Source organism: Solidesulfovibrio sp. C21, assembly GCF_047785625.1.
Classification (GTDB): Bacteria; Desulfobacterota; Desulfovibrionia; order Desulfovibrionales; family Desulfovibrionaceae; genus Solidesulfovibrio.
In genome coordinates this window covers 1-24363 of sequence record NZ_JBLODY010000063.1, presented here as the reverse complement: position 1 = coordinate 24363, position 24363 = coordinate 1, and the positions used below count along the sequence as shown (strand labels likewise).

Annotated in this window: 21 protein-coding genes; 18 read left to right on the top strand and 3 right to left on the bottom strand. The window is 63.9% G+C overall.

What is annotated here, in order from left to right; genetic code table 11:
• The first annotated feature begins 140 nt into the window (after positions 1–140).
• The 3 genes from ACMZ6R_RS15960 (at position 141) to ACMZ6R_RS15950 (ending at position 1500) form a co-directional block, all read left to right on the top strand.
• Positions 141–599, top strand: a complete 459-nt coding sequence (locus ACMZ6R_RS15960; protein ID WP_416113245.1) for a Fur family transcriptional regulator — start codon at positions 141–143, stop codon at positions 597–599.
• A gap of 2 nt (positions 600–601) precedes the next feature.
• Entirely contained in the window at positions 602–1096 is a 495-nt protein-coding gene (locus ACMZ6R_RS15955) for a rubrerythrin family protein (protein ID WP_416113243.1), read from the top strand.
• Between the two features lie 188 nt (positions 1097–1284).
• The gene (locus ACMZ6R_RS15950) at positions 1285–1500 is read left to right on the top strand and encodes a rubredoxin (RefSeq protein WP_416113241.1); all 216 of its coding nucleotides are present in this window, start codon (positions 1285–1287) and stop codon (positions 1498–1500) included.
• Positions 1501–1564: 64 nt separating this feature from the next.
• Here the strand turns inward: ACMZ6R_RS15950 and ACMZ6R_RS15945 are convergent, their stop codons facing one another.
• A complete protein-coding gene (locus ACMZ6R_RS15945; RefSeq protein WP_416113239.1) occupies positions 1565–2683 on the bottom strand; it encodes an AI-2E family transporter in 1119 nt (372 codons plus the stop codon).
• Positions 2684–2831: 148 nt separating this feature from the next.
• Here ACMZ6R_RS15945 and ACMZ6R_RS15940 point away from each other — a divergent pair, with 148 nt between their 5' ends.
• From ACMZ6R_RS15940 to moaC, 15 genes are all read left to right on the top strand, one after another.
• The gene (locus tag ACMZ6R_RS15940) at positions 2832–3842 is read left to right on the top strand and encodes a rhomboid family intramembrane serine protease (protein WP_416113237.1); all 1011 of its coding nucleotides are present in this window, start codon (positions 2832–2834) and stop codon (positions 3840–3842) included.
• A gap of 110 nt (positions 3843–3952) precedes the next feature.
• Positions 3953–4456, top strand: a complete 504-nt coding sequence (locus tag ACMZ6R_RS15935) for a PH domain-containing protein (protein WP_416113235.1) — start codon at positions 3953–3955, stop codon at positions 4454–4456.
• Positions 4457–4525: 69 nt separating this feature from the next.
• Entirely contained in the window at positions 4526–5980 is a 1455-nt protein-coding gene (locus tag ACMZ6R_RS15930; protein WP_416113233.1) for an ATP-binding protein, read from the top strand.
• A 1-nt stretch (position 5981) separates the two neighbouring features.
• Entirely contained in the window at positions 5982–6596 is a 615-nt protein-coding gene (locus tag ACMZ6R_RS15925; protein ID WP_416113231.1) for a hypothetical protein, read from the top strand.
• Between the two features lie 34 nt (positions 6597–6630).
• Positions 6631–8001: a sigma-54-dependent transcriptional regulator gene (locus tag ACMZ6R_RS15920; protein WP_416113247.1), complete on the top strand. Its 1371-nt coding sequence runs from the start codon at positions 6631–6633 to the stop codon at positions 7999–8001.
• A gap of 131 nt (positions 8002–8132) precedes the next feature.
• Positions 8133–8864, top strand: coding sequence for an ABC transporter permease (locus tag ACMZ6R_RS15915; protein WP_416113229.1), 732 nt, complete (start codon positions 8133–8135; stop codon positions 8862–8864).
• A 49-nt stretch (positions 8865–8913) separates the two neighbouring features.
• The gene (locus tag ACMZ6R_RS15910) at positions 8914–9654 is read left to right on the top strand and encodes an ABC transporter ATP-binding protein (protein WP_416113227.1); all 741 of its coding nucleotides are present in this window, start codon (positions 8914–8916) and stop codon (positions 9652–9654) included.
• 6 nt (positions 9655–9660) lie between these two features.
• Positions 9661–14685 carry an FtsX-like permease family protein gene (locus tag ACMZ6R_RS15905; protein WP_416113225.1) on the top strand — a complete coding sequence of 1675 codons (5025 nt, stop codon included), beginning with the start codon at positions 9661–9663 and terminating at the stop codon, positions 14683–14685.
• On the top strand, positions 14682–16664 hold the full coding sequence (locus ACMZ6R_RS15900; protein WP_416113223.1) for a DUF6785 family protein: 1983 nt from the start codon (positions 14682–14684) through the stop codon (positions 16662–16664). The genes ACMZ6R_RS15905 and ACMZ6R_RS15900 overlap by 4 nt, the downstream gene beginning before the upstream one ends.
• 155 nt (positions 16665–16819) lie before the next feature.
• Positions 16820–18778 (top strand): peptide transporter, encoded by a 1959-nt coding sequence (locus ACMZ6R_RS15895; RefSeq protein ID WP_416113221.1) that lies wholly within the window; start codon positions 16820–16822, stop codon positions 18776–18778.
• 17 nt (positions 18779–18795) lie between these two features.
• Positions 18796–20205 carry a PP2C family protein-serine/threonine phosphatase gene (locus ACMZ6R_RS15890; protein WP_416113219.1) on the top strand — a complete coding sequence of 470 codons (1410 nt, stop codon included), beginning with the start codon at positions 18796–18798 and terminating at the stop codon, positions 20203–20205.
• Between the two features lie 144 nt (positions 20206–20349).
• The gene (gene rpoZ / locus ACMZ6R_RS15885; protein WP_416113217.1) at positions 20350–20574 is read left to right on the top strand and encodes a DNA-directed RNA polymerase subunit omega; all 225 of its coding nucleotides are present in this window, start codon (positions 20350–20352) and stop codon (positions 20572–20574) included.
• A gap of 9 nt (positions 20575–20583) precedes the next feature.
• Entirely contained in the window at positions 20584–21696 is a 1113-nt protein-coding gene (gene dnaJ, locus ACMZ6R_RS15880) for a molecular chaperone DnaJ (protein ID WP_416113215.1), read from the top strand.
• A 2-nt stretch (positions 21697–21698) separates the two neighbouring features.
• On the top strand, positions 21699–22127 hold the full coding sequence (locus ACMZ6R_RS15875) for a tetratricopeptide repeat protein (RefSeq protein ID WP_416113213.1): 429 nt from the start codon (positions 21699–21701) through the stop codon (positions 22125–22127).
• A gap of 73 nt (positions 22128–22200) precedes the next feature.
• Entirely contained in the window at positions 22201–22713 is a 513-nt protein-coding gene (gene moaC / locus ACMZ6R_RS15870) for a cyclic pyranopterin monophosphate synthase MoaC (RefSeq protein WP_416113211.1), read from the top strand.
• A 61-nt stretch (positions 22714–22774) separates the two neighbouring features.
• Here the strand turns inward: moaC and hisF are convergent, their stop codons facing one another.
• The gene (hisF, locus tag ACMZ6R_RS15865; RefSeq protein ID WP_416113209.1) at positions 22775–23554 is read right to left on the bottom strand and encodes an imidazole glycerol phosphate synthase subunit HisF; all 780 of its coding nucleotides are present in this window, start codon (positions 23552–23554) and stop codon (positions 22775–22777) included.
• 3 nt (positions 23555–23557) lie between these two features.
• Entirely contained in the window at positions 23558–24187 is a 630-nt protein-coding gene (gene hisH, locus ACMZ6R_RS15860; RefSeq protein ID WP_416113207.1) for an imidazole glycerol phosphate synthase subunit HisH, read from the bottom strand.
• Positions 24188–24363 lie beyond the last annotated feature (176 nt).

Here is a 24363-nt window from a genome sequence, read left to right as displayed (position 1 = left end):
AGGGGAATGGGCGGGGGGAACCCCTTTTTCCAAAAAAGGGGTTCCCCCCGCCCATTCCCCTGCTTCCCCTCAAAAAAACGTCTTGACGGGTCAGGGTGGATTCTCTAAATAGGAATCAACAGCAACTAGGAATAAAAACTATGTCGATCGAAACCCTCAAGCAACTCTTCGCCAAAAGCGGCCTGAAGTTTACCAACCAGAGATATCTGGTATACAAGGCCATGGCGGAGGCCAAGGACCATCCGTCGGCCGAGACGGTGTGGCGGCGGGTGCGCGTCGAGGCCCCGGCCATATCCCTCGACACCGTCTACCGGACCCTGGCTTCGTTCGAGGCGCGCGGGCTGGTGACGCGGGTCCCGGGCAGGGGGGAGGAGGGGCGCTTCGACGGCGATGTGACGCCGCATCACCACCTGGTGTGCTTGTGCTGCGGGTCCATCGAGGATTTTTCCATGCCCGGCGCCGGGCTGGACGACCTGCCCGAGTCGGTTGCCGATTGGGGGCAGGCGCGTGATGCCCAGGTGCTGGTGCGCGGCGTGTGCCGCAAGTGTCTGTGCCAGATGCAACCTGTCAAAACCGAATCCTCTAAAAGGAGAACGTAACGATGAGTAAGACCCTCGAAGATCTCAAGGAAGCTTTTGCCGGCGAATCCCAGGCCAACCGCAAGTACCTCGCCTACGCCGCCCAGGCCGAGAAGGAAGGGCATATCGGCGTGGCCAAGCTGTTCAAGGCCGCTGCCGCCGCCGAAACCGTCCACGCCCACACCCATCTGCGCAACATGGACGGCATCGGCGACACTGCCGCCAATCTGAAGGACGCCATTGCCGGCGAAACCCATGAGTTCAAGAGCATGTATCCGGGCATGATCGAGGACGCCAAGGCCGAGGGCAACAAGGCTGCCGAACGCGGCTTTACCTTCGCCAACGCCGTCGAGGAAGTGCATGCCAAGCTGTACGCCGACGCGGCCAAGGACGTGGCCGGCTTCCCGGATCAGGACTGGTACGTCTGCTCCGTGTGCGGCTACACCGTTGCCGGCTCCGTGCCGGACAAGTGCCCGGTCTGCCAGGCCCTGGCCAAGGCTTTTTTCAAGGTCGACTGAGGAAGAACCGGGGGGAAACCTTTCTGTAGAAAGGTTTCCCCCCGGACCCCCTTTCCCAAGACTTTCGATAGAAGGTTGTGGTCTGTGTAATCTATTGGAAAGTTTAGGAAGGGGAGAGCGCGAGAGGGGAGAACCCTTTGTAAAGGGTTTCCCCTCTCGCATCATCCTATCTTCTAAAGGAGCACCCCATGGCTGCGCCGGAAGAAATGTGGCAGTGCCAGACCACCAATTGCGGCTACATTTACAATCCCGACAAGGGCGATCGCAAGGGCAAGATCCCGGCCGGAACCAGGTTCGAGGATTTGCCGGACGATTGGAAATGCCCGGTCTGCGGCGCGGGGAAGAAGTGTTTTCGGCCTCTGGCCGGCCCCGGGTCGACCAAGGGTGTGGAGTGTCCCGTCTGAGGACGGGGTGGTCCGTCTGGGGCCGCCCGGAAGCGGCGATCGAGCCCTCCGAAAGGGGGGCTTTTTATTTGGAGTTGAGCGGTGGGGTCGATCCGCACGCGTTGCCCAGGTTGCGGTCGTTGAGCACGTGGCTGTAATCCTCGGCGTAAAGCGACAGCATCACCATGGCGAACCCCAGCACCAGCGGGCCGTAGAGGATGCCGAGCGCCCCGAAGAACTTGATGCCGCCGATAATGGCCAGAAACACCCAGAAAGTGGACATCTTGGACCGGTTGCGCATGAGGATCGGCCGGATGATCGAATCGATGCTGGAGACCACCAACGCGCCCCAGGCGATGAGAAAAACGCCCCATTGCCACTGGCCGGTCACGATGAGGTACACGGATACGGGCAGCCAGATGATGGCCGTGCCGACCACCGGGATAAGCGAGGCGAACCCCATCATGCAGCCCCAGAAAAAAGGCTGGATGCCGACGATGAAGAGCCCGAGGCCGCCGGCCGCCCCCTGGGCCAGGGCGATGAGGAACGCGCCGAGGATGACCGACTTGGCCACGTCGTCGAGCTGGCGGAAAATCCGGTCCTCCTGGTCCGTGGACAGGGGGAGCAGGTAGCGCACCCGCGCGAGCATGGCCTCGCCGTCGCGGATCAGGAAAAACAGCACGAAGATGAGGATGACGAAGTTCATCGTCAGGACGAAGACGTTGCCGATGATGGTCGTGCCGCTGTTGAGCAGAATCTGGCCGGCATTCTTGGAGATGGACAGCAGATCGGCCCGAAGCGCCAGTTTCTTCACGTCCAGGAGCGGCATATGCTTCTGTACCCAGTCCAGATAGGGCGCCACGGCCTCGTGGGTGAAAAACGCGTTGAAGTCCATCGTGGAAAGATGGGCCTGCAGGGCGTTGACCGACTGAACCCCCTGGGTCACGAGCGCGCCCAGGAAGAAAAAGACCGGAATGATGAGGCAGGTGAAGATGAGGCCCGTGGTGACAAGCGCCGACACCGTGGGCCGTTTGCCGCAAAGGGCGTCGATGCGGCGATGCACCGGCCGGAAAAGCGCCGACAGGACCACGCCGATGATCAGGATATCGAGAAAGGGCCGCAACACGATATACGCCAAGTACAAGGCGGCGGCCAGTATGATGAGCAAAAAGGCGGAGTAGAAAATCCGGCGTTCCTGGTTCATGGTCGTGGCTTTATCAAACGGGCGGATGCGGCGGCAAGGGGCAAAGGGGCCGCGAGGGCGCCGCATTGCGAATTGTCGCCGGTTTGTCGTATAGGACGCCGGGTATGATCCTTTTTCCTTTGCGGCGTTTTTCCCGTGGCGGCCGGTCATGAGAGGCGGCGTTCCCCGCAAGCCCATGGCCGATGGGGCGTTGCCTTCTCCCCGGCGGCCGCTTCTGTGGCCGCGCCCGGGCCTGCGCGACCTCACTGCCGATCTGCCGACCGAAAACGGCTGGCCGGTCACGGAAATCCGGGCCAGGGACTGGACGTACGTGCTGACCGCGCGCGGCATTCCCCATACGCTGAGGCGCCAGGACGGGGTCTGGCGGCTTTACGTGCCCCGTCGCCGGGCCGAGGAGGCCCTGGCCGAAATCCGGGCCTATCTGGACGAGCGGGAAAACGTCGTGTTGCCCGATCCCGAAGCGGAGCCGTCGCGGCCTTCGGCGACCTGGCCCGTTTTGGCCGTCATGGGCGTGACGGCGGGGTTTTGGGGCCTTTTGCTTGGCGATGCCACGCTTTTTGGCCGGCGCATCCCTTGGAAGGAGATCGGCGGCGGCAATACTGCGGCCATGCTGGCCGGCCAGTGGTGGCGCGCCGCAACGGCCCTGTGTCTGCACGCCGATCCGGCCCATCTTTTCGGCAATGTCGCCTGCGCCGCGCTTTTTTTGAGCTTTCTGTGCCGGGAGACGGGGCTGGGGCTGGGACTCGCCCTGACGGTTGCGGCCGGGATCGGCGGCAATGTGCTCAAGGTCTGCATCCAGGGACCGGGGCTCTATTTTCTGGGCGCTTCGACAGCGGTTTTCGGGGCGCTGGGGGCCCTTGGCGGCATGCGGCTGGCCTGCCCCCCGCATCCCAGGCTCTCGGTGCGTCGCTTCGTCGCGGCCGGCGCGGTGCTGATGTTGCTCGCCATGCTCGGGGCCGGCTCCGAGGATACCGGCGCGGTGGATCTGGCCGGCCATCTGTTCGGTTTTGCCTCCGGGGCGGTCCTGGGACTTGTTGCCGGATGGGCGCTGCGGCACGGGGGACGGCCTGGTCCGGCCGCTCAGACGCTTTTCGGTCTGGCGGCGGCCGGGGCGTTTTGCGCCGCCTGGGGGCTGGCTGTGGCGTCGCTTGCGGGGTGAGCCCGAGGAAGGCTTTGCCTTGGACGCCATTTTCGGATAATCCCTCGCACTGCCCATGGTCGCGTCGCCGGCGGCCGGGGCGGATATGTCGCCTTGGGGGTAGGGAAGCCATGAGTCTAAACGGCCTCGTTTTCGAGGGAGAGGAAATTCTGTACCGGACCGGCAAGCACTGGGTTGTGCTGGCCAAGGCCGTGCTGCTTTTCGTGGTGGCGCTCGTCATCTGGTCGAGCGGCCCGACCCTGCTATCCCTGGCCCAATTCAAGGTCCCCGACGAACTTGAAAAATTCCTGCCCAAGATCATCACCGTGGCGGTCTGGCTCGTACGCTACGTCTTTTTCATCCTCTTCACGCTTCTCGCCCTGGTGCGGCTTTTCTCCTTTTTCACGCTGCGGGTGGGGGTCACGGACCGGCGGCTTGTGTGTGACGACGCCCTGTTTGGCTCCTTTTCCCTGGACATCGGCAAGGTCGAGTCGGTCAAGTGCGAGCCGGGGCTTTTCGGCGGACTTCTCGGCTACGGCAAGGTCATTCTCACCGCCTCGAGCAGCCAGCGGCTGGTGCTGACCAACATCCGCCGCCCCCATACCCTCGAGCAGGAACTTTTCGCCGCCAAATAACATCGGGACAGGGTTTTCCCCGCATCCCCTTGCCACGCGCACCCCGCCCTGCCGCCGCCCCCCACCGCCATGTATCTCTACCGCAGACCCATCAAGCAATACGGCATCCTCTTCAAGCTGCTGGCGGTCTATATCGGGATCATGGTCGTGGCCTATTTCACCACCTCCACGCTGCTGATCTACATCAAGGAATCCGTCAACATCTCCCGGGACATCGTCAAGGTCCGCATCGAGGTCTTAAGTATCTCCCAGCGGCTGGTCGACAGTCTGCTGGCCATGGAAGAGAACCAGAAGAAGTACGAGATCCTGCATTCCGACGAATACAAGAAAAACTTTCTCAATGCGCTCAACGAGTACAAGAATGCCATCTGGAGCATCCTGTGGTTTCGCTACGAGGGCTTTTCCGCCTGGGAGGAGCTGCATGCCGAGTTCCGCGAGGCATTCCCCGACCTGGCCCAGGGCAAGGAACTGGCCGGCGAGCCCTGGATCGACCAGGAGAAGCTCAACAAATGGATGCGCATCGTGGTCAGCGCCCGGCAGGACAACGAGCGGGTGCTGGAATCGGGCATGCGGGAGCTTTTCCGCATCGGCGAGGTGGCGTCCAATCGCGGCGTCACCGGCCTTGCCATCTCCATCGCCGTGGGACTGCTCGGCATCCTGTACCTCACCTATTCCTTGAGCCGTTCCCTGCGTGAGCTGCGTCGGGGCATTCGGGCCTACACCCGCGACGGGCGTCTCGAGCCCATCCGCGTGTTGTCCAGGGACGAGCTGGGCGAACTCGGGGCGGCCTTTAACGATATGACCGTGCGCCTCAAGGAAGAAGAGCGCATGCGCACGGACTTCATCGACATGGTCAGCCACGAGATCCGGACGCCGCTGACGTCCATCCGCGAATCGGTCAACCTCATGCGCGAACGGGTGCTCGGCGACGTCAACGAGCGCCAGAAACGCTTTCTCGACATCGCCAGCGACGAGCTCCAACGCATTTCCGTCATGCTGACGAGCCTGCTCAAGGTCTCGAGCATGGCCTCGCAAATCGTGGATCTGTCGCCGGCGACCTTCAATCCCGAGGAACTGGTCCGGGAAACCCTGGAAAAAGCCGCGCCGGCGGCGGAAGCCAAGCACATCCGCTTGACGGCGCGCGTAGGCCGCGACATCGTGTCCGTGATCGGCGATCGGGAGCTTTTGGGACAGGCGCTTTACAACCTGATCGGCAACGCGGTGAAGTTTTCGCCGCCCGAGCGCACGGTGCTGGTGGGGCTGGAGATGGCCGACGGCGGCCACAAGCTCCTTTTGAGCATAACGGACGAAGGCCCGGGCATTCCCGAAGAGGAACAGCCCCACGTCTTCAGTAAATATTACCGGGGCGCGCGCACCAAGCGCACGACCGACGGCATCGGGCTTGGCCTGTCCATCGCCAAGACCATCGTCGAAGCCCACGGCGGCAACATCTGGCTGTCGAGCCTGTCCGGCAAAGGCTGCACGTTTTACTTTACAATCCCTGTCGAGGGGACAACAAGCTGATATGGTCCACCACGCGACTTCCCTGTTCGGAAAGAACCTCGCTTGCGCGCTTTGCACCCTGGTGTTTTGCGCCGCCGTCGGCTGCGCCAAGAAGCCACCCGTTTCCGTCGCCCCGGCGCCGCCGATAGCGACGGCTCATGCGGCGTCCACCTCCCCGGCCTGCGAACCCGATCACAATACCCTGTATGACCAGGGGGTGTGCGCCTACGACGAAGGCAAACTGCGCTATGCCATGGCCCTGTGGCGCGAGGCGTGCACGGTCGAAACGGATCGGACCGTGCGCCTGCGTTCCCAGTTCGCGTTGGGGGCGGTCCGGCTGGCCCAGGCCGCCAACGACACCGAGTACGCCGCGGCCCTCGATCTGCTCGACGCCTGGGCCAAGGCCTCGCCTCCCGGCGGCAGCGGCGAGGACCTGCGATTTCTGCTGCCGGCCCTGCATACGCTGCGACCGGCCTCCGCGCTCAAGGAGCAAAAGGCCGCCCTGGACAAGGAATGCGCCAAGAAGCTGGCCGACCGCGAGGCCCAGGTGCGCAAGAGCCTCCAGCAGCAGGTCCGGGCCCTGGAAACCATCCACCAGCAGATTCAGGAAAAGAAAAAGGGCCTGAGCAATTTCTGATGCCCGCCGCCGTGGCCGCGAGCACGCAATGCCAATGAAAAATGCCCCGGAACCGCGCAAGATCATCCTGGCCGTGGATGACGACCCCCATATCCTGGAGGTGCTGGAGGTCCGCCTGGTCTCGGCCGGTTACGACGTGGTCACGGCCCAGGACGGGGCCGAGGCCCTGGAGATACTTTCCTCGCGGCCCGTGCGTCTGCTCATCTCCGATATCCGCATGCCCGGCATGGACGGCATGCGCCTCCAGGAAGAGATGGTGCGCCGGGGCCTGAGACTCCCCATCATCTTTCTCACCGCCCACGGCAGTATTCCCGGCGCGGTCGAGGCCATCAAGCACGGGGCCGTGGATTACCTGACCAAGCCCTTTGACGGCCAGGAGCTGCTTTCGCGCGTGGCCGAGGTCTTCGCCAAGTTCGGAGGCGGCGAGAACCCGCTGCCGTCGGCCATGGCCGAGTCCGGGCTCGTGGGCAAAAGTACGGCCATGCGCGATCTGGCCGCGCTTATCGAGCGTGTGGCCTCCCGCGACGTCAACGTGCTCGTGCTTGGCGAGTCCGGCACCGGCAAGGAGCTTGTCGCCAACTGCATTCACCGCAGGAGCCTGCGCAAGACCGGGCCGCTGGTGACGGTCGACTGCGGCTCCACGCCGGCTGGGCTGCTTGAATCCGAGCTTTTCGGCCACGTCAAGGGCTCGTTCACCCATGCCGTCAAGGACAAGAAGGGGCTCATCGAGCAGGCCGACAAAGGGACGCTTTTCCTTGACGAAATCGGCAACATCTCCAACGAGATGCAGCTGCGGCTGCTGCGGTTTCTGGAAAACCACAGGATACGCCGCATCGGCGACGTGCGGGAAATCCAGGTGGACTGCCGGGTCATCGCCGCCACCAACGCCGACATTTTCGAGCAGGTCTCCCAGGGCGTTTTTCGTGAGGACCTGCTGTATCGCCTCAAGGTGGTGACCATCAATGTGCCGGCGCTGCGGGAGCGGCGCGAGGACATCCCCGTCCTGGCCGAGCATTTCATCCGCCAGTTCTGCGCCGCCCAGGGCATGCCGATCGTGACCGTGCCGGCCGAGACCATGGCCTACCTGACCGCCTATCCCTGGCCGGGCAACGTGCGCCAGTTGCGAAACGCCCTGGAGGCCGGCGTGGTCCTGTGCACGGACGGGGTGCTCGCCTCGGAAGATCTCCAACTGCCGCTCGCCGGCAAGGGGCCGCGCCGTCCGGCCGAAGGCGAGGAGCCGCTGTCGCTCGACGCCAGCGAGAAGGCGGCCATCGTGCGGGCCCTGGAGCAGGCCAACTGGGTCCAGAAGGCCGCCGCGCCGCTTCTCGGCGTCAGCCGCCGGGCGCTCAACTACAAAATCCAGAAATACGGCATCGAGATTCCCAAAAAGCGCACCAAAAAATAAAGGTGCCGTCACCCGCACGACACTTGATGGCCTTGGCAACGCTCCGGCTTTCTGTCAAGAATCGAAATTAACCTTTTTGTATTTCGGGAAAAAACAGGAACGGGCCGGCCTTGCCCGCCCATGGACGGTCGATGCGGCACACGCACGGTATTTCCTCTTCCCTTGCGCCCGGTCGGGCGAAGATCGCCAGACAGGTCGTGTTGCCGTTTCGCAAGGCGCTCGAAATAAGCGTTAAAAACATCCGCGTCCGTTTTTTGCGTTCCATGGTCACGGTAGTGAGCCTCGTTTTGGCCGTGGCCTTTTTAAGCTTCATCCTTACCGGCTCCGAGATTGCTTCCGGCATGTTGCGCGCCGGAAAACCCGGCTTTCGCGCCGCGCTCATCGACGCCGGCTATGACCTGCCCGCCGTGGCGCCGCCGCCGGCCCTGGCCGCCGCCGAGGCCGAGAGCCTCGGGGCCAGCCCCAAGGAGCGCTGGATCGTCATGCTGTCGCTTCTGGTGTGCACGGTGGGCATCGTCAACGCCCAGCTCATGGCCGTGACCGAGCGGTTCCGGGAAATCGGCACCATGAAGTGCCTGGGCGCGCTTGACCGCTTCATCCTGCGGCTTTTTTTGCTCGAAGCCGGCATGCAGGGGCTGGCCGGCTCGTTTGTCGGCGCATTGGTCGGCATCCTGGGCGCGCTTTTGGTGGGCCTTGTCCGCTACGGCCTGTCCGGGACGGCGGCGACCTCCGTGGCCGGCCTTGGCCGGGTCCTTGCCGTGTCCATCGCGGTGGGCGCGGGCCTGAGCCTTCTTGGCGTGGTGTACCCGGCCATCGTGGCCGCCCGGATGCGGCCCGTCGAGGCCATGCGGGCCCAGGAATGACGTTCGGACGCGGTTTCCGGACCTAGCAGAAATCGGGAGACGGCGCGGCATGGCCGAGGCGCACAATATCGTCCGCGTGGCCGGGGTGGCCAAGACCTTCACCATGGGCGCCCAGGAGGTCACGGCCCTTCGCGGCGTGGACCTGACCATACGGGCCGGCGAATACCTGTCCATCATGGGGCCCTCGGGCTCGGGCAAGTCCACGCTTTTCAACATGATCGGCGGCCTGGACAAGCCGAGCTCCGGCAAGGTGTTCATCGACGAGGTGGATATCGCCCAGCTCGACGCCTACGAGCTGGCCTGGCTTCGAAACCGCAAGATCGGCTACATCTTCCAGACCTTCAACCTCATCCAGGTCATGACGGCGCTGGAAAACGTCACCCTGCCCATGACCTTTGCCGGCGTGCCCCAGGACGAGGCCACGGAAAAGGGCCTGGAGCTTTTGGGACTGGTGGGGCTTCGCGATCGCCACGCCCACAGGCCCCAGGAGCTTTCCGGCGGCCAGCAGCAGCGGGTGGCCATCGCCCGGTCCCTGGCCAACACCCCGTCCATCATCCTGGCCGACGAACCCACCGGCAACCTGGACCTCACCACCGGCGAAGAGATCATCGCACTTTTGAAGCGCCTGAGCAGCGAGCGGGGCGTTACGGTCATCTCGGCCACCCACGACTACAAGATGCTCAATGTTTCCGACCGGGTTGTCTGGATTCGCGACGGCCGTATCGACAAGATCGAGGAACGCGACCAGCTCAATATTTCCGTGGGAACCATCGGGACCAGAGAGGACTGAGGGGCCATGGCGCAGGCCCTATCGCAAAAAAGCCGGGCAGTCGGGCGGCTGGCCGTCCGGGCGGCGCTTGTCGTGTGCCTGCTGTGTGTCGTCGCAAACGCCTGGGCCAGACCGGCCCGGAAGCTCGCCAAGGCCGATCCGCGCGCCGCAGCCATGGCCGGGGCCTGGCTTGCCGCGCCGCTAGATGGCGGTTCCCTGGAACGCGGCGTCACCCTCGCCCTGGCCGGGCTTGGCGATCGCGAAACGGGTTCGGCCGGCTGCGCGCTCGCGGCCGACGCCCTGGAGGCCTTTTTCAAGGGCCTTGGCGTCGGCGAAGTGGAGCGGCTGGCCTACCGCCTGCCCGTGGTGGCCCATTCCCCGGTCTCGCTGGCCGTTGCCGGCGGTGGGCAAGCCCCCATCGCCCCCTTGGCGCTCAATGCCCTGTCCCCCGGGACCGTGCCGCCACACGGCCTGACCGGCCCCGTTCTTTACGCCGGCAAGGGGGCCTACCGCGATTTCGACGGCAAGATTCCGGCCGGGGCCATCGTGCTCATGGATCTTGATTCGGGCCGCAACTGGCAGGCCGCCGCCCAGCTCGACGCCAGGGCCGTGGTCTATGTCGACGACAGCCCCGCCGACGATCCGGCCGATGCCGGCATGTTCAAGGACAAATTCGAGCTGACCCCGGTGCGGTTTCCACGCTTTCTGTTATCCGCCGCCACGGCCCGGGAGCTGTTCGGGGATTATACGAAGCTGACCGGCGATCCGGCCGGGCCGGTGGCGACCCTTGCCGGCCAGGCCGTCTGGCGTCCGGCCGTGGCCCATGACGTCATGCTGCTTTTCCCCGGCACGGACCCGTCCCTTGCCGGCGAACTGCTCGTGGTCGAGGCTCCCTACGATGCCGCCGCTTTCGCCCCGGGCCATGCCCCGGGCGCGGACGAAGCCGGCTCCGTGGCGACGCTTTTGCGTCTGGCCAGAACCCTGGCCGCCGCGCCGCCGGCCCGGCCGACCCTGCTCGTGGCCACCTCCGGCCATGCCCAGGCCTTGGTCGGGCTGCGGGAATTTTATGCCGCCCTGCGGACCAAGGGCAAATATCTGCGCGGCAGGCTCAAGGACCTCAAGCATTCCATTAAGGAAGACAAGGCCACGCTGGCGGCTCTTGCCGCCTTGGAACAGGCCGGCCCGGCCGCGTTGACCTCCATCGCGCCAAAGCCCGGGACAACGGCCAAGGACGAGGCCGGCGAGGATCGCACAAGGGTGTACAAGGCCTTGCTCGAGACCCTCAAAGACGAGGTGGACGGCTTAAGCACGCAGCTTATGCGCCTGCGCCTGGCGCCGGGGCAGAAGGACGCGGCGGCCATCGACGCTTTGGCAAAAAAGCGGGCCGGATTGCGCAAGCTTTTGTGGCGCGAGGAATATTCCGGGCTGACCGAGGCCGAGGCGGCTTCCATGCTCGCCCTGATCCCCGCCACCCGGGAGCGGCTTGGCGTCGGCATGGCTTCGGCCGAAACCGAAGCGGGGTGCGTGGCCAGCGCCCGGGCGTTGCGGCGGCTGGTCGGCGAAAAGGACATCCTGGCCCAGGTTTCGCTCTATCTGTCCAGCCATGGCGAGGGTGTGGGCAGCTTTGCCCAGGGGTTCGCCTTCGAGGTCAAGCCCGGGGTCAAGCCCACCCAGGCCTACGGCCGCATCAACCGTTCCCTGGCCAAGGCGGCGGCCGCCGCGGCCAAGGTTCAGGCGCTCCCGGCCGACTACTATCGCGACGGCATGCGCGACGACCGCGAACAGCCCTGGCAGGGGCTGTTGCCCGACCGGCCGCCCCTTGGCGGCGAGATCGGCAATATCGCCGGCGTGCTCGGCGTGACGCTGGCCACCGTCGGCGACGCGCGCCTGGCCTGGGGGACGCCCGGGGATACGCCGGGCCGCGTCGACGAGGCTTCGCTCGCGCGCCAGTCGCGCTTCGTCACGGACACGGTCGCGGCCATGGCCGCCCCGGATTTCGCCGTTGGCGACAAACGGCCGCGAAACGTCTTTTCCACGCTCACCGGCCGGGTCAACTTCATCCGCCAGGGCGAACTGTTCCCCGAACGGCCGGCTCCGGACACCGTCCTTTGCGTCTACCAGGGCAAGACGCGGTTTTACGCCATGACCGACACCCGGGGCGGCTTTCTGGTCAGCGGGTTGGCCAACAAGAAATACGTCCTGGACAAGGCCGTCATCGAGGGCTTCCGCTTCGATCCGGACACCGGCGCGGCCATGTGGGCCATCGACAAAAAGCAGACCGGCAAGGAGGCGTATCGGGTCAAGATGAACCGCAACGCCATGGAGACCGATCTGATCATGTTCGCCTGCGAGCAGACGACGCTTTTTTCGGCCTTCGATCCGCGTTCGTTTCGCTATTTCACCCGCATCGACCTGCTGGACGCCAGGCGCGAGGCGCCGCCGCTACGCATGTGGTTCAGCCGTCTGGACACCCTCGATTCCACCTTGCTTTCCATCTTCCTCGAGCCGGGCACGCCCTTCAAATGCATCCTGTCCGACACCGTTCTGGCCCGCAAGCTGATCCTTCTAAACGCCAGCCCCCAAAACCCCACCGGCTCCGGCTACCTGATCGACTCCTGGCCGCTTTTGCCCGCGACCGAAATGCTCGGGGCCAGGGATATGTGGGAGCTGCTCGGCCCACGCGTCAAGAATCTCGAGAACCACGGCGTGGTCAGCGAACGCATCCGCGAGCTGGAGGCCAAGGGGCGAAACCTTTACGACAAGGCCGTGGCCGCCGGCAGGGACAGGCGCTACGACGCCATGATCGCCGATGCCCGGGCCAGCTGGGGACTTGCCGTCCGCGTCTACAACGATGTGGAAAAGACCCAGCGCGACGTGCTGCTGGGCGTCCTCTTCTATATCGCGCTTTTCATTCCCTTCGCCTACTGCGTGGAGCGGGTGGTCTTCAACTACGCCGACATCCACAAGCGTATCGCCGCGTTTCTGGCCATCCTGGCCGCCGTCATCGCCGTGGTCTATCAGGTGCACCCGGCTTTTGCCCTGACCTACAGCCCGTTGGTCGTCATTCTGGCCTTTTTCATCCTTGGCCTGTCGGTCATGGTGGGGCTTATCATCTTCATGCGCTTCGAGCGCGAGATGACCTCCCTGCAACGCCGGGCCTCCCATGCCAGCTCGCCGGAAATAGGCGGCATGCGCGCCTTTGCCGCCGCCTTCGTGATCGGGGTGAGCAACCTGCGCCGCCGCAAGGTCCGCACCGCGCTCACCTGCCTGACGCTGGTCATCCTGACCTTTACCATCATGAGTTTTACCAGCGTCAAATCCACCCGGGACGAGGGTGCGGTCCTTTATGCCGAGCACGCCCCGTATCACGGCGTGCTGCTCAAAAACGTGGGCTGGCGGTCGCTCCCCCCGGAGGCCCTCTCCGTGGTGCGCGACGCCTATGGCCGGGATGATGTCGTCGCGCCCCTGGCCTGGCTGGAGCTGCCGGAAAAGACCCTTTCCCCGGCCACTTCCATCCGTACCGGCAAGGCTGTCGAAACGGTCCAGGGGCTCATCGGCCTGTCCCCGGCCGAAGGGCAGGCCGGGCGGATGCGCGGCGTCTTGACGGCGGGGCGGTGGTTCGAGCCGGGACAGCGCGACGCCATTATCCTGCCCGTGCCCATGGCCGCGCGTCTTGGCGTCGGCCCGGGCGACACGGTGACGCTTTTCGGACGCCCCTTTACCGTGGCCGGCCTTTTCGACAGGAACGCCCTGGATACGCGCGTGGACCTGGACGGCGAATCGCTGACCCCGGTGGTCTATCCCTCCGAGGCCTCGGTCGAGGTGTCCGAAGCCGAAAAGGAGGCCGCCGAATCGGGCGATGACGTCAGGACCATGCAAAGCCGTTACCAGCATGTGGATGACGACCTGACCGCCATCATCCCCTACGATACGCTCATGGGCCTTGGCGGGCAGCTCAAGTCCATCCTGGTCGCGCCGCGAAACGCCGTTCTGGCTCTGGCCAAGACCCAGGCCGATGACGGTTCCGCCCTGGCCATGAAACTGGCCGACCGATTCGGGCTGACGGTTTTTTCCGGTCAGGACGGCGGCGTCTACCTCTACCATGCCGGCGATTCCCTGGGCTATGCCGGGGTGCCCAACATCCTTATCCCGCTGGTCATTTCCGTTCTCATCGTGCTCAATACCATGATCGGGGCGGTCTTTGAGCGCAAACGCGAAATCGGGGTCTATACCGCCGTGGGCCTGGCCCCGTCCCATGTCTCCTTTCTCTTTATCGCCGAGGCCCTGGCCTTTGCCGTCATCAGTGTGGTGCTGGGGTACCTGCTGGCCCAGGTCTGCGCCGGGCTGCTTTCGGGCACGCCCCTTTGGGCCGGCATGACCGCCAACTATTCCTCCATGGCCGGGGTGGCGGCTATGGGGCTGGTCATCGGCGTGGTGCTGCTCTCGGTCATCTATCCCTCCCGCGTGGCCGGCCAGATCGCCATCCCCGACGTCAACCGCTCCTGGACCCTGCCCACTCCCGTGGACGGAATTATCCGAACCCGGCTGCCGTTTCTGGTGCGTGTGCGCGAGCAGGAGTGCGCCGGCGGGTTTCTCTTCGATTACTACCAGACCCACCAGGACGTTTCCCACGGGCTCTTCGCCACGGCCGACGTGCACTGTCTGTTCGATTGCCCCTGGGAGGTCCCGGGCGCGTCGCCGCATCCCCGGGAGCATCATGCGGCCTTTTGGGAGCTTTCCTCCTGCATGAGCCTGACCGGCACGGTGTGGCTCGCGCCCTTTGATTTCGGCATCAAGCAGGAGGTGACCATTCTTTTCGTCCCGTCCACCGATACGCCGGGGTATTTGGAAATCGACGTCGAGTTGTCGCGGCTGGCTGGCGAGGCGGGCATGTGGAAGCGGCTCAACAAGGGTTTTGTCAACGATTTGCGCAAGCAGCTGCTCGTGTGGCGCTCCCTGGAGGAATCGGTGCGCACATCTTATGAGGACAAGGTGTTCACGCAGTTTCGGGCACAGTTGCGCCGGGCGGCCAACTCCAAGGAGGGGGCGTGAAAGCGGCCGGGGCGATACGCGCGCGGGCTGTTGTCCTGGGGCTGGTCCTGGGCCTTGGCGTATGCGCCGTCACGCCGCTCAATAACCTCTATTACGGCGCAACGCCCCTGGGTGGCGGCCATTTCCCCCTGGCCCCGTTTTTCGTGCTGGCCTGGCTCACCGTTCTGGCGGCGGTGCTTGGCCGGCTTTTTCGCGGCAAGGCCGTGCTGACCGGCACCGACCTCATGATCGTGTGGATGCTCATGGTCGTGGTGTCGGGCGTGGCCCACACCGGCCTTGCGCGCACCTTTTTCATCAACCTGACCGCGCCGCTCCATTTCGCCTCGGCCGGCAACCAGTGGAACACGGTGCTGCGACCGCTTCTGCCCGCCGGCTGGTATCCGGGCGACGACAAGACCGTGGAGACGCTCTATAACGGTCTGGCCGGCGGCTACACCATGAGCTGGACCCAGGTGCTGGCCGCCATTCCCTGGAAGGCCTGGGCCGGTCCCATCGCCACCTGGGGCGTTTTTATCGGGCTGTGCTTTTTCGTGATGCTGTGTCTGGCCAACCTCTTTTCCCGGCAGTGGATTTCCAACGAGCGCATGAATTTTCCGCTGCTGCGCGTGCCCGAGGCCCTGACCGGGGCCGTGGACTCCGGGGGACTGGCCGCCTTTTTGACCGACCGTTTCCTGCTGGCCGGGCTCCTTGTAAGCGTCCTTTTGCACACCATAAACGGCATCGGATTTTACGATCCCTCGGTGCCCCAAATTCCGACGCTTATCCTGGCCGGGCCGTATTTTCCCAAAACAGGGCTTTTTTCCGGCTTCACCAAGCTCAAGATCTACTTCTATCCGGCGTTTATCGGCTTCGCCTACCTGACCGCCCGCCAGATTTCCCTGAGCTTCTGGGTGTTTTTCCTGCTCGGCGGGCTTTTCTACGGCTTCCTTGACATCATCGGCCAGCAGGTGCCGTCCGCGGCCCTTGGCGTCACCTTCGGCCCGACGCTGACCATGCCCGAGGAAACCCAGATGATCGGGGCGTATGGCGTCTTTTTCCTCTTTCTGGTCTGGCTTGGGCGGGAGCATTTGTGGCTTACGGCCAAAAACGCGCTTCGTTTCCGTTTTGGCGGCACGGACGCGGCCGAGTGGGTGGGTGCGCCGCTTTCCTTGTGGGGCCTTTTTCTCGGCGGCGGGGCGCTCGTGGCCTGGAGCGTGTCCTTCGGGATGCCGCTTGGCCAGGCGGTGCTTCTTTTCGGGGCCTTTTTCATGGTCATGCTGGTGGCCAGCCGCATCATCTGCCAGGGCGGCATCGCCTACTTCACCCTGACCGCCGCGCCGACCGACGGGCTGCTGGCTTTTGGCGGCTCCGGAATTTTCAGCCACATGGGGCTGCTCATGGCCGCGGTCATGCAGAAGGTGCTGTTCGTCGACCTGCGCGAGTCGCTTTTGCCGTCGCTTTTCCACGCGGCCAAGGTGGGGGAGGGCAGGCGGCCCAAGTATCTCTATCTGGCCGGCATCGTCGTGGCCCTGGCCCTGGCCGTCGGCATATCGTTTGCCGCCATGCTGGCCGTGTGCCACAAATACGGGCTTCGCGACTTGCAGGTGGACTGGGAGACCCAGACCGTGACCACGGTCTATGAAAACGTGCAGCGCCTGATCGAGGCCCCGGCCAGGCCCAACACCACCACCATCGGCTTTACGCTCATGGGCGCGGCGGTGATGTTCGCCCTGGTCATCGCCTACCAGCGCTTCTACTGGTGGCCCATCCATCCCCTTGGCTACCTGACCATGTATTCCTCGGCCATGCGCATCATGTGGTTTTCCTTTTTCCTGGGCTGGTTGTGCAACCACCTGACGCTTCGCTATGGCGGCATCGCGCTCATGAAGCGGGTGCGGCTGCTTTTTATAGGCTTGATACTGGGCGATTTCCTGATGGGCGGCATCTTCGCCATTATCGGACTCTGGACCGGACAAAGTTATTTGGTTTTGCCGAACTAAGGGATGTTTTCAAACGTATCCCTGTAGGAATGCGGTATGGCTGTCTATCATCATGAGAAAATTTAGGAAGGGGAGAGCGCGAGAGGGGAGAACCCTTTTTAAAGGGTTTCCCCTCTCGCACAGTCCTTTCAATGTAAAAATGTTAGGACTCACTGATGTACGACGATAAGGAACTGGCCGAATACAGGGACCTGCTCCCGACCCCGACGCATTTCGAGGAAGGCTTCGACTGGAAGACCATTATCGGGGCGGTCTTCATCGGCTTCCTCATGATGCCGGGCAGCATGTATTTGCAGCTCGTCATCGGCACCGGCATCGGCCCGGCCGCGCGCTGGGTCACCATCATCCTCTTTGCCGAGATCGCCAAGCGCGCCTACACCGAACTCAAGCAGCAGGAGATTTTCCTGCTGTATTATATGGCCGGCGCGGCCATGGCCTCGCCCTTCCACGGCCTGCTCTGGAACCAGTACCTCGTGCAGTCCGACGCGGCCAAGATGCTGGGACTGACCGATCTTATCCCGGCCTGGGTGGCTCCGGGGCCGGATTCGCCGTCCCTGGCCGCCCGCACCTTTTTCCACCGCGACTGGCTGATGCCCATATTGCTCCTGGTCGGCTCGCAGATCATCCAGCGCATCGACCACTTCGGCCTGGGCTATGCGCTCTACCGCATCACCTCGGACGTCGAAAAACTGCCGTTTCCCATGGCCCCGGTCGGCGCGCTCGGCACCATGGCCCTGGCCGAATCCACCGAGGACCGCAAGACGGGCTGGAAGTGGCGGGTCTTTTCCATAGGCGGCATGATCGGCCTGGCCTTCGGCGCGGTCTATGTGCTGTTCCCGGTCGCCTCGGGGCTCATATTCACCGAACCCGTGCGCCTGATCCCCATTCCCTGGGCCGATTTCACCCGCAACACCGAGCAGTGGTTGCCGGCCGTGGCCACGGGCATACAGTTCGACCTGGGGCTGGTCTTCACCGGTATGGTGCTGCCGTTTTGGGCGGTCATCGGCGGACTGGTCGGGCTGCTTATTACCTTCGTGGGCAACCCCATCCTCTACCACCACGGCATCCTGCATCGCTGGCGGGAGGGCATGGGCACGGTGGAAACGGTTTTCGCCAACAATTTCGACTTTTACATGTCGTTCGGCATCGGGCTTGGCCTGGCCATCGGCGTCATCGGCGTGTGGCAGGTGGCCAAGTCGTTGCGCAAGGGCGGCATCGGCGGCGCGGCCTACAAGGCGCTTTTTTCCACCAACAAGGCGCGCGGCGACATCAACTTCTGGGTGTCCATCGGCATCTACGTCTTTTCGACCCTGTCCTACATCGGTATGTGCCTGTTTCTGGTGCCCCAGTTTCCCTGGCTTTTCTTCGTGCTCTACGGTTTCATCTACACCCCGGTCATCTCCTATATCACCGCCCGCATGGAGGGCGTGGCCGGCCAGTTCGTGAGCCTGCCGCTGGTGCGCGAGGCGAGCTTCATCGCCGGGGCCCGCTTTTTCGGCTACCACGGCATCGAGATCTGGTACGCGCCCATCCCCATCCACAACTATGGCAAGGCCACGGTCGATTTCCGCGAGATCGAGCTGACCGGCACCAGCCTTCGCGGCATCATCAAGGCCGAAATCGTGGTCTTTCCCGTGGTCATGGTGGCAAGCCTGCTCTTTTCGCAGTTCATCTGGCAGCTTGCGCCGATCCCCTCGGCAAGCTACCCCTATGCCCAGGAATTGTGGCATCTCCAGGCGCTTAACACCCTGCTCATGCAGACCTCGACTCTGGAGGGCAATTCGCTCTTTTTTCAGGCGTTAAACGGCTGGTATGTGACCGCCGGGCTTGGCCTTGGTCTTGTCACCTATCTCCTGCTCATGATCTTCGGGTTGCCGGTACTGCTCGTCTACGGCATCGTGCGGGGCCTGGGGCAAAGCGTGCCCCACGGCCTGATCCTCGAAGTCGTGGGGGCGCTTCTCGGCCGCTATTATTTCCTCAAGCGTTACGGGAAGAAATGGCGGCAGTACGCGCCGGTGCTTTTGGCGGGATTTTCCTGTGGCATGGGACTGATGGGCATGTTCGCCATGGGCGCGACCCTCATTCTCAAGTCGCTTGGCAAGCTGGCCTATTAACGGCCGGGGGGGGGGCGATGGAGTCCGACGTCACCATCCTTATCAGTCTGCTGCAAAGCGTCAGCGTCATCATGGTTCTGGCCTATGTGCTGACCAGGACGAGGCTTTTCGCCGCCGTGCTCGATGGCCGGCCGAAGCCGCGCGACCTGCTCGTGGTCATGGTCGTTTTCGGGCTTTTTTCCATCTACGGCACACTCTCCGGCATCCCCTTGCTCGGGTCGGTCATCAATATCCGCGACCTCGGCCCGGCGCTGGCCGGGCTTTTGGCCGGCCCCATGGCCGGGCTCGGGGCCGGTCTCATCGGCGGGGCCCATCGCTTCACCCTGGGCGGTCCCACCTGCTACGGCTGTACGCTGTCCACCGTGGTGGCCGGGTTCGTCGGTGGGCTCGTCCACCTGCGCCTGCACGGCAAACTGCCCACCACCGGACAGGCCGTGGTCCTGGCCCTGGCCATCGAGGGCTTCCACATGCTGGCCGGACTGGTCCTTGGCCAGCCCTATGACACGGCCATGATCGTGGTGCGCGCGGCCACCATCCCCATGCTCGTGTCCAATGCCGCCGGCATGGCGGTTTTCGTGTACATCGTGCGCAACGAGCTCAAGGCCCGCGACACCCGCCGCATCAAAGAGGCCATCGAGGGCGAGTTGCGCGTGGCCCGGGACATTCAAATGGGCATCGTGCCGAGGATCTTCCCGGCCTTTCCCGAGCGCCCGGAACTCGAACTTTTTGCGGTTCTCGATTCGGCCAAGGAAGTCGGGGGGGATTTCTACGATTATTATGCCCTGGATGAGAACCATATTTTCCTGGTCATCGGCGATGTCTCGGGCAAGGGGGTGCCGGCCTCGCTGGTCATGGCCGTCACCATGACACTTTTCAAGGCCTATGCCCGGCCCGAGCGCGACCCGGCGGAAGTGGCGGCCAAGGTCAACGACAAGCTGGCCGCCGGCAATGATTCCGGGCTGTTCGTCACCGCCTTTTGCGCCGTGCTCGACGTGCGCACGGGCGTGGTGCGCTACGCCAATGCCGGGCACAACCCGCCGCTTGTCCTGCGCGACAGGGGGCTGGCGGACAGTGTGGGATTCCTGCCACGGGGCGGGGGCCTGGTGCTCGGGGCCATGCCGGGCTACCCCTACCGCACCGGCACGCTGACCCTCTCCGCCGGGGATTCGCTGGTGCTCTATACCGACGGCGTGACCGAGGCCATGGACGTGTCGGATGCGCTTTTCGGGGAGGAACGGCTGTTTCGAGCCTGCCGGTTCGAACGCCACCGCGGACCGAAATACGTGGTGGACGCCTTGTTCGCGGCGGTACGCGCCTTTGCCGGGGCCGCGCCCCAGTCCGACGACATCACCATTTTGGCCGTGCGCTATCTGGCGAGCCCGGAGACGAATATCGCCCTTGACGCGGTTGCCGGTTCTGGAATATAAACTACGGTTTCGCGTTGGATGCTATGAGCCGGGCGCACAACTTCGGCCGGACCCTCCCTCTTGACTGGGCGTGAATACGTCTTACCAAGGGGACAGTCCGCGCCGGCCAAGGCGGCGTCCCGACCATCAAGCAAGGAGAACCGCATGGCGCGCATCACAGTTGAAGATTGCCTGGAAAAGATCAACAACCGCTTTCTCATCGTACAGATGGCCATTAAACGGGTGCATCAGTACCGGGAAGGCTACGAGCCGCTGATCGAGTGTAAAAACAAGGAAATCGTCACCGCCCTTCGGGAGATTGCCGCCGGCGAGGTGTTGCCGGCCGAACCCATCCATGAGGCCGGCGTGACGCTGCCTGAAACCGAATAGCTGGAAACAATGCCCCGGGATTATTACGAAGTGCTCGGCGTTGAACGAGACGCCGATGATGAGAGCATCAAGAAGGCCTATCGCCAGATGGCCTTCAAGTTCCACCCCGACCGCAACCCCGACGATCCCGAGGCCGAGTCCAAGTTCAAGGAAGCGGCCGAGGCCTACGAGGTGTTGCGCAACGCCGAGACCAGGGCCCGTTACGACCGCTTCGGCCATGAAGGGCTCGGCGGCAACGGGTTTGGCGGTTTCGGCTCGACCGACGATGTCTTCAGCGCCTTTTCCGACATCTTCGGGGAGTTTTTCGGGTTTGGCGGCGGCCGTTCCGCGCGCGGCCCCAGACCCCAGGCCGGCAACGACCTGCGCTATGACCTGACCGTGACCTTCCGCGACGCGGCCAAGGGCTCCGAGGTCACCCTCAAAATCCCCAAAAACGTCGAATGCCAGACCTGTGGCGGCACCGGGGCCGAACCCGGCACCTCGGCCGAGACCTGCAAGCAGTGCGGCGGCACGGGACAGGTGGTCCAGAGCCAGGGCTTTTTCCGCATCGCCGTGACCTGCCCGATCTGCCGGGGCGAGGGCAAGGTGATTACCTCGCCGTGCCGGCAGTGCAAGGGCAAGGGATACACACGGGAAGTCCGAGAACTCAAGGTGCGCGTGCCGGCGGGCGTGGACGACGGCAGCCGGCTACGCCTTCGCGGCGAGGGCGAGTTGGGCATGCACGGGGGGCCTCCGGGCGACCTGTACGTCATCCTGCACGTCGAGCCAGACAAGATTTTCGAGCGCGAAGGCCAGAATCTGGTGTTGCGCACCGAGATCAGCTTCGTCCAGGCCGCGCTTGGCCACAAGATCGAGGTGCCGACCCTTGACGGCTACGAGACCATGGACATCCCCAAAGGCACCCAGAGCGGCGAGGTCTTTTCCCTGCGCGGGCTGGGACTGCCCGTGCCCGGCACCAGCCGTAAGGGCGACCTGCTCGTCGAGGTGACCGTCGTTACCCCGAAGAGCCTGACCAAGAAACAGGAAGAACTTTTGCGCGAATTCGAGAAGCTCGACGAGCAAAAGCCCATGAAAAAGGTCAAGGATTTCTTCAAAAAGGCCAAGGAGGCCATGGGGAACTGACAATGGGTGGATTTCTCTCCCGGTTTTCGCCGCTGGCCCTTATCGGTGCGTTGCTGATGGGCGGTACGGCCCTGGCCGACCCCACCGAGGACTATCGTGACGGTGTGACCGCGGCCCGGGCCGGGCACATGGACGAAGCCATCACGGCCTTTAGCCATATCATCGACGGCGGCGCTTCGGGGCAGGCCGTGGAAACGAACAATCTGGCCAGCGTCTACAACCTGCGCGGCATGTGCCACGAGGCCAAAAACGAGACCGATCAGGCCCTGGCCGATTACTCCAAGGCCATCGAGATCGACCCCAAAATGGCCGAAGCCTACGGGAACCGGGCCATGCTCTACGCCAAGTTCGGCGACAAGGACAAGGCCAAGGCGGACGCTACGGCAGCCAAGCGCATCGACTACAAGGTCAAGGTCCCCAAGTTCGACTAGAAGCGCGTCACGTTACAAATACGCCGGTATTTTTTACGAAAACATTTTTTCGAGGATTGAACCAGGCTTGCCCATGAGCGAAGGCTTCACCCATATCGACGCCGAAGGCCGCACCCGCATGGTGGATGTCGGGGCCAAGTCCAAGACCCGTCGCCTAGCCATCGCCGGCGGCGAGGTCCGCCTTTCCCCCGAAACCATGCATCTGCTTTCCGACGCCGCCCTGCCCAAGGGCGACGCCCTGGCCACGGCCAAGATCGCCGGCATCCTGGCCGCCAAGCGTACCGCCGACCTCATCCCCCTGTGCCATCCACTGCCCCTGGCCTTTGCCGACGTCCGCTTCACCGTGGACGCAGCCGCCTGCATCGTGCGCATCGAAGCCGAAGCCTCCACCACGGCCGAAACAGGCGTGGAAATGGAAGCGCTCACCGCCGCATCCGTGGCGGCGCTGACCATCTACGACATGTGCAAGGCCGTGCAGAAGGACATCGTGCTCGGCGAAATCAAGCTGCTTTTCAAATCCGGCGGCAAGTCCGGGACCTACGTCTCGCCCGACTGGCCCGCCGGCCGCCCGTATCCCGTCGACTGAGTTTGCTTCCGGCGGCCAGGGGCTTTGCCCCTGGCCGCTGTCTTTTCCCCTTATACTTGTCCTACCACACCTGCCGGACCTTCACGCCGCGGGCGGCCATGCGGTCCTTGCATTCCTTGATCGTGTATTCGCCGTAGTGGACGATGGAGGCGATGAGCGCGGCGGTGGCTTTGCCTTTGGTCACGGCGTCGGCCATGTGGTCGGGATTTCCCGCGCCGCCGGAAGCGATGACCGGGATGGTGACGGCCTCGGCGATAAGGCGGGTGAGGTTCAGCTCGTAGCCGGTCTTGGCGCCGTCGGCGTCGATGGAGTTGCAGCAGATTTCGCCGGCGCCGAGGGATTCCACTTTCCTGGCCCAGGCGATGGCGTCGAGGCCCATGGGTTTGCGGCCGCCGTGAATGACGATCTCGTAGCCCGAGGGGATTTTTTCGGAGACCGGCACCTGTTTGACGTCCATGCCGACCACCACGCATTGGGAGCCGAAGGCGGCCGCGCCCTGGCTGATGATGTCGGGGTTTTTGACGGCCGCCGAGTTGACCGAGATTTTTTCCGCGCCGGCCAGAAGCACCGCGCGCATGTCCTCCACCGTGGAGATGCCGCCGCCCACGGAGAAGGGGATAAATATCTGGCTGGCTACCTTGTCCACGACGTCGAGCATGATGCCCCGGCCTTCGCTCGAAGCCGTGATGTCGTAGAAGACCAGTTCGTCGGCCCCGGCCTCGTAGTAGAGGCGGGCGGTTTCCACCGGGTCACCGATGTCCACGTTGCCTTTGAACTTGATGCCCTTTGTGAGCTTGCCGTCGCGAACGTCGAGGCAGGGAATGACGCGTTTGGAGAGCATGGGTTAAGCCTCCTGGCAGTAGGCGGCGAAATTGCGCAGCAGATGGAGTCCCGGACGGCCGCTTTTTTCCGGGTGAAACTGCACCGCCCAAAGGCCTTTCCGGCCGTGCACCGAGCAGAAGGGCAGACCGTATTCCGTGACGCCGAGGACGTACCCGGCTTCCGGCACGGGATAATAGCTGTGCACGAAGTAGAATTCCGATTCCTGGTCGATGCCGTCGAAGAGTTCGCAGGGCCGGGAAAGCGCCACCTTGTTCCAGCCCATATGCGGAATGCGGATGGGCAGCCCGTTTTCGTCGGTGAGCGACGGGCTGAACATGGCGCACGCGCCGGGCACGATGCCAAGCGCCTTGGTGTCGTTTTCCGGGCTGTAGTCGAGCAGGATCTGACAGCCCACGCAGATGCCGAGCAGCGGTTTGCCGGCGGCCACCTGTTCGGCCAAAAGTTTGTCCAGGCCCGTCGAGGTCAGCTCGTGCATGGCCTGGCCGGCCGCGCCCACACCCGGGAAGATGATGCCCGCCGCATCGGCTATGACCGAAGGATCTGCGGTGATGCGGCAAGGGATGCCCAGGTGGTCCAGCGCGCGGCGCACGCTGGTCTGGTTGCCGGCCTTGTAGTCCAAAATGGCAAGCATGGTCGCTCCTTTTTTTAATGCCTCCGGCGGCCAGGGGGAAACTTTTTGAAAAAAGTTTCCCCCTGGACCCTCTTCAAAAACTTTCAAAGGGAATCGGTAGTCACACCTGTCCCCGTGAAAAGTTTTTGGGGAGGGTGGGGGTCCGGGGGAGGGAACCCTTTTTTACAAAAAAGGGT

Excerpts from the sequence above, each read along its gene's own strand:
- ACMZ6R_RS15960 (WP_416113245.1), top strand. The coding sequence starts at position 141 with ATGTCGATCGAAACCCTCAAGCAACTCTTCGCCAAAAGCGGCCTGAAG.
- ACMZ6R_RS15955 (WP_416113243.1), top strand. The coding sequence starts at position 602 with ATGAGTAAGACCCTCGAAGATCTCAAGGAAGCTTTTGCCGGCGAATCC.
- ACMZ6R_RS15950 (WP_416113241.1), top strand. The coding sequence starts at position 1,285 with ATGGCTGCGCCGGAAGAAATGTGGCAGTGCCAGACCACCAATTGCGGC.
- ACMZ6R_RS15945 (WP_416113239.1), bottom strand. The coding sequence starts at position 2,683 with ATGAACCAGGAACGCCGGATTTTCTACTCCGCCTTTTTGCTCATCATA.
- ACMZ6R_RS15940 (WP_416113237.1), top strand. The coding sequence starts at position 2,832 with ATGAGAGGCGGCGTTCCCCGCAAGCCCATGGCCGATGGGGCGTTGCCT.
- ACMZ6R_RS15935 (WP_416113235.1), top strand. The coding sequence starts at position 3,953 with ATGAGTCTAAACGGCCTCGTTTTCGAGGGAGAGGAAATTCTGTACCGG.
- ACMZ6R_RS15930 (WP_416113233.1), top strand. The coding sequence starts at position 4,526 with ATGTATCTCTACCGCAGACCCATCAAGCAATACGGCATCCTCTTCAAG.
- ACMZ6R_RS15925 (WP_416113231.1), top strand. The coding sequence starts at position 5,982 with ATGGTCCACCACGCGACTTCCCTGTTCGGAAAGAACCTCGCTTGCGCG.
- ACMZ6R_RS15920 (WP_416113247.1), top strand. The coding sequence starts at position 6,631 with ATGAAAAATGCCCCGGAACCGCGCAAGATCATCCTGGCCGTGGATGAC.
- ACMZ6R_RS15915 (WP_416113229.1), top strand. The coding sequence starts at position 8,133 with ATGCGGCACACGCACGGTATTTCCTCTTCCCTTGCGCCCGGTCGGGCG.
- ACMZ6R_RS15910 (WP_416113227.1), top strand. The coding sequence starts at position 8,914 with ATGGCCGAGGCGCACAATATCGTCCGCGTGGCCGGGGTGGCCAAGACC.
- ACMZ6R_RS15905 (WP_416113225.1), top strand. The coding sequence starts at position 9,661 with ATGGCGCAGGCCCTATCGCAAAAAAGCCGGGCAGTCGGGCGGCTGGCC.
- ACMZ6R_RS15895 (WP_416113221.1), top strand. The coding sequence starts at position 16,820 with ATGTACGACGATAAGGAACTGGCCGAATACAGGGACCTGCTCCCGACC.
- ACMZ6R_RS15890 (WP_416113219.1), top strand. The coding sequence starts at position 18,796 with ATGGAGTCCGACGTCACCATCCTTATCAGTCTGCTGCAAAGCGTCAGC.
- rpoZ (WP_416113217.1), top strand. The coding sequence starts at position 20,350 with ATGGCGCGCATCACAGTTGAAGATTGCCTGGAAAAGATCAACAACCGC.
- dnaJ (WP_416113215.1), top strand. The coding sequence starts at position 20,584 with ATGCCCCGGGATTATTACGAAGTGCTCGGCGTTGAACGAGACGCCGAT.
- ACMZ6R_RS15875 (WP_416113213.1), top strand. The coding sequence starts at position 21,699 with ATGGGTGGATTTCTCTCCCGGTTTTCGCCGCTGGCCCTTATCGGTGCG.
- moaC (WP_416113211.1), top strand. The coding sequence starts at position 22,201 with ATGAGCGAAGGCTTCACCCATATCGACGCCGAAGGCCGCACCCGCATG.
- hisF (WP_416113209.1), bottom strand. The coding sequence starts at position 23,554 with ATGCTCTCCAAACGCGTCATTCCCTGCCTCGACGTTCGCGACGGCAAG.
- hisH (WP_416113207.1), bottom strand. The coding sequence starts at position 24,187 with ATGCTTGCCATTTTGGACTACAAGGCCGGCAACCAGACCAGCGTGCGC.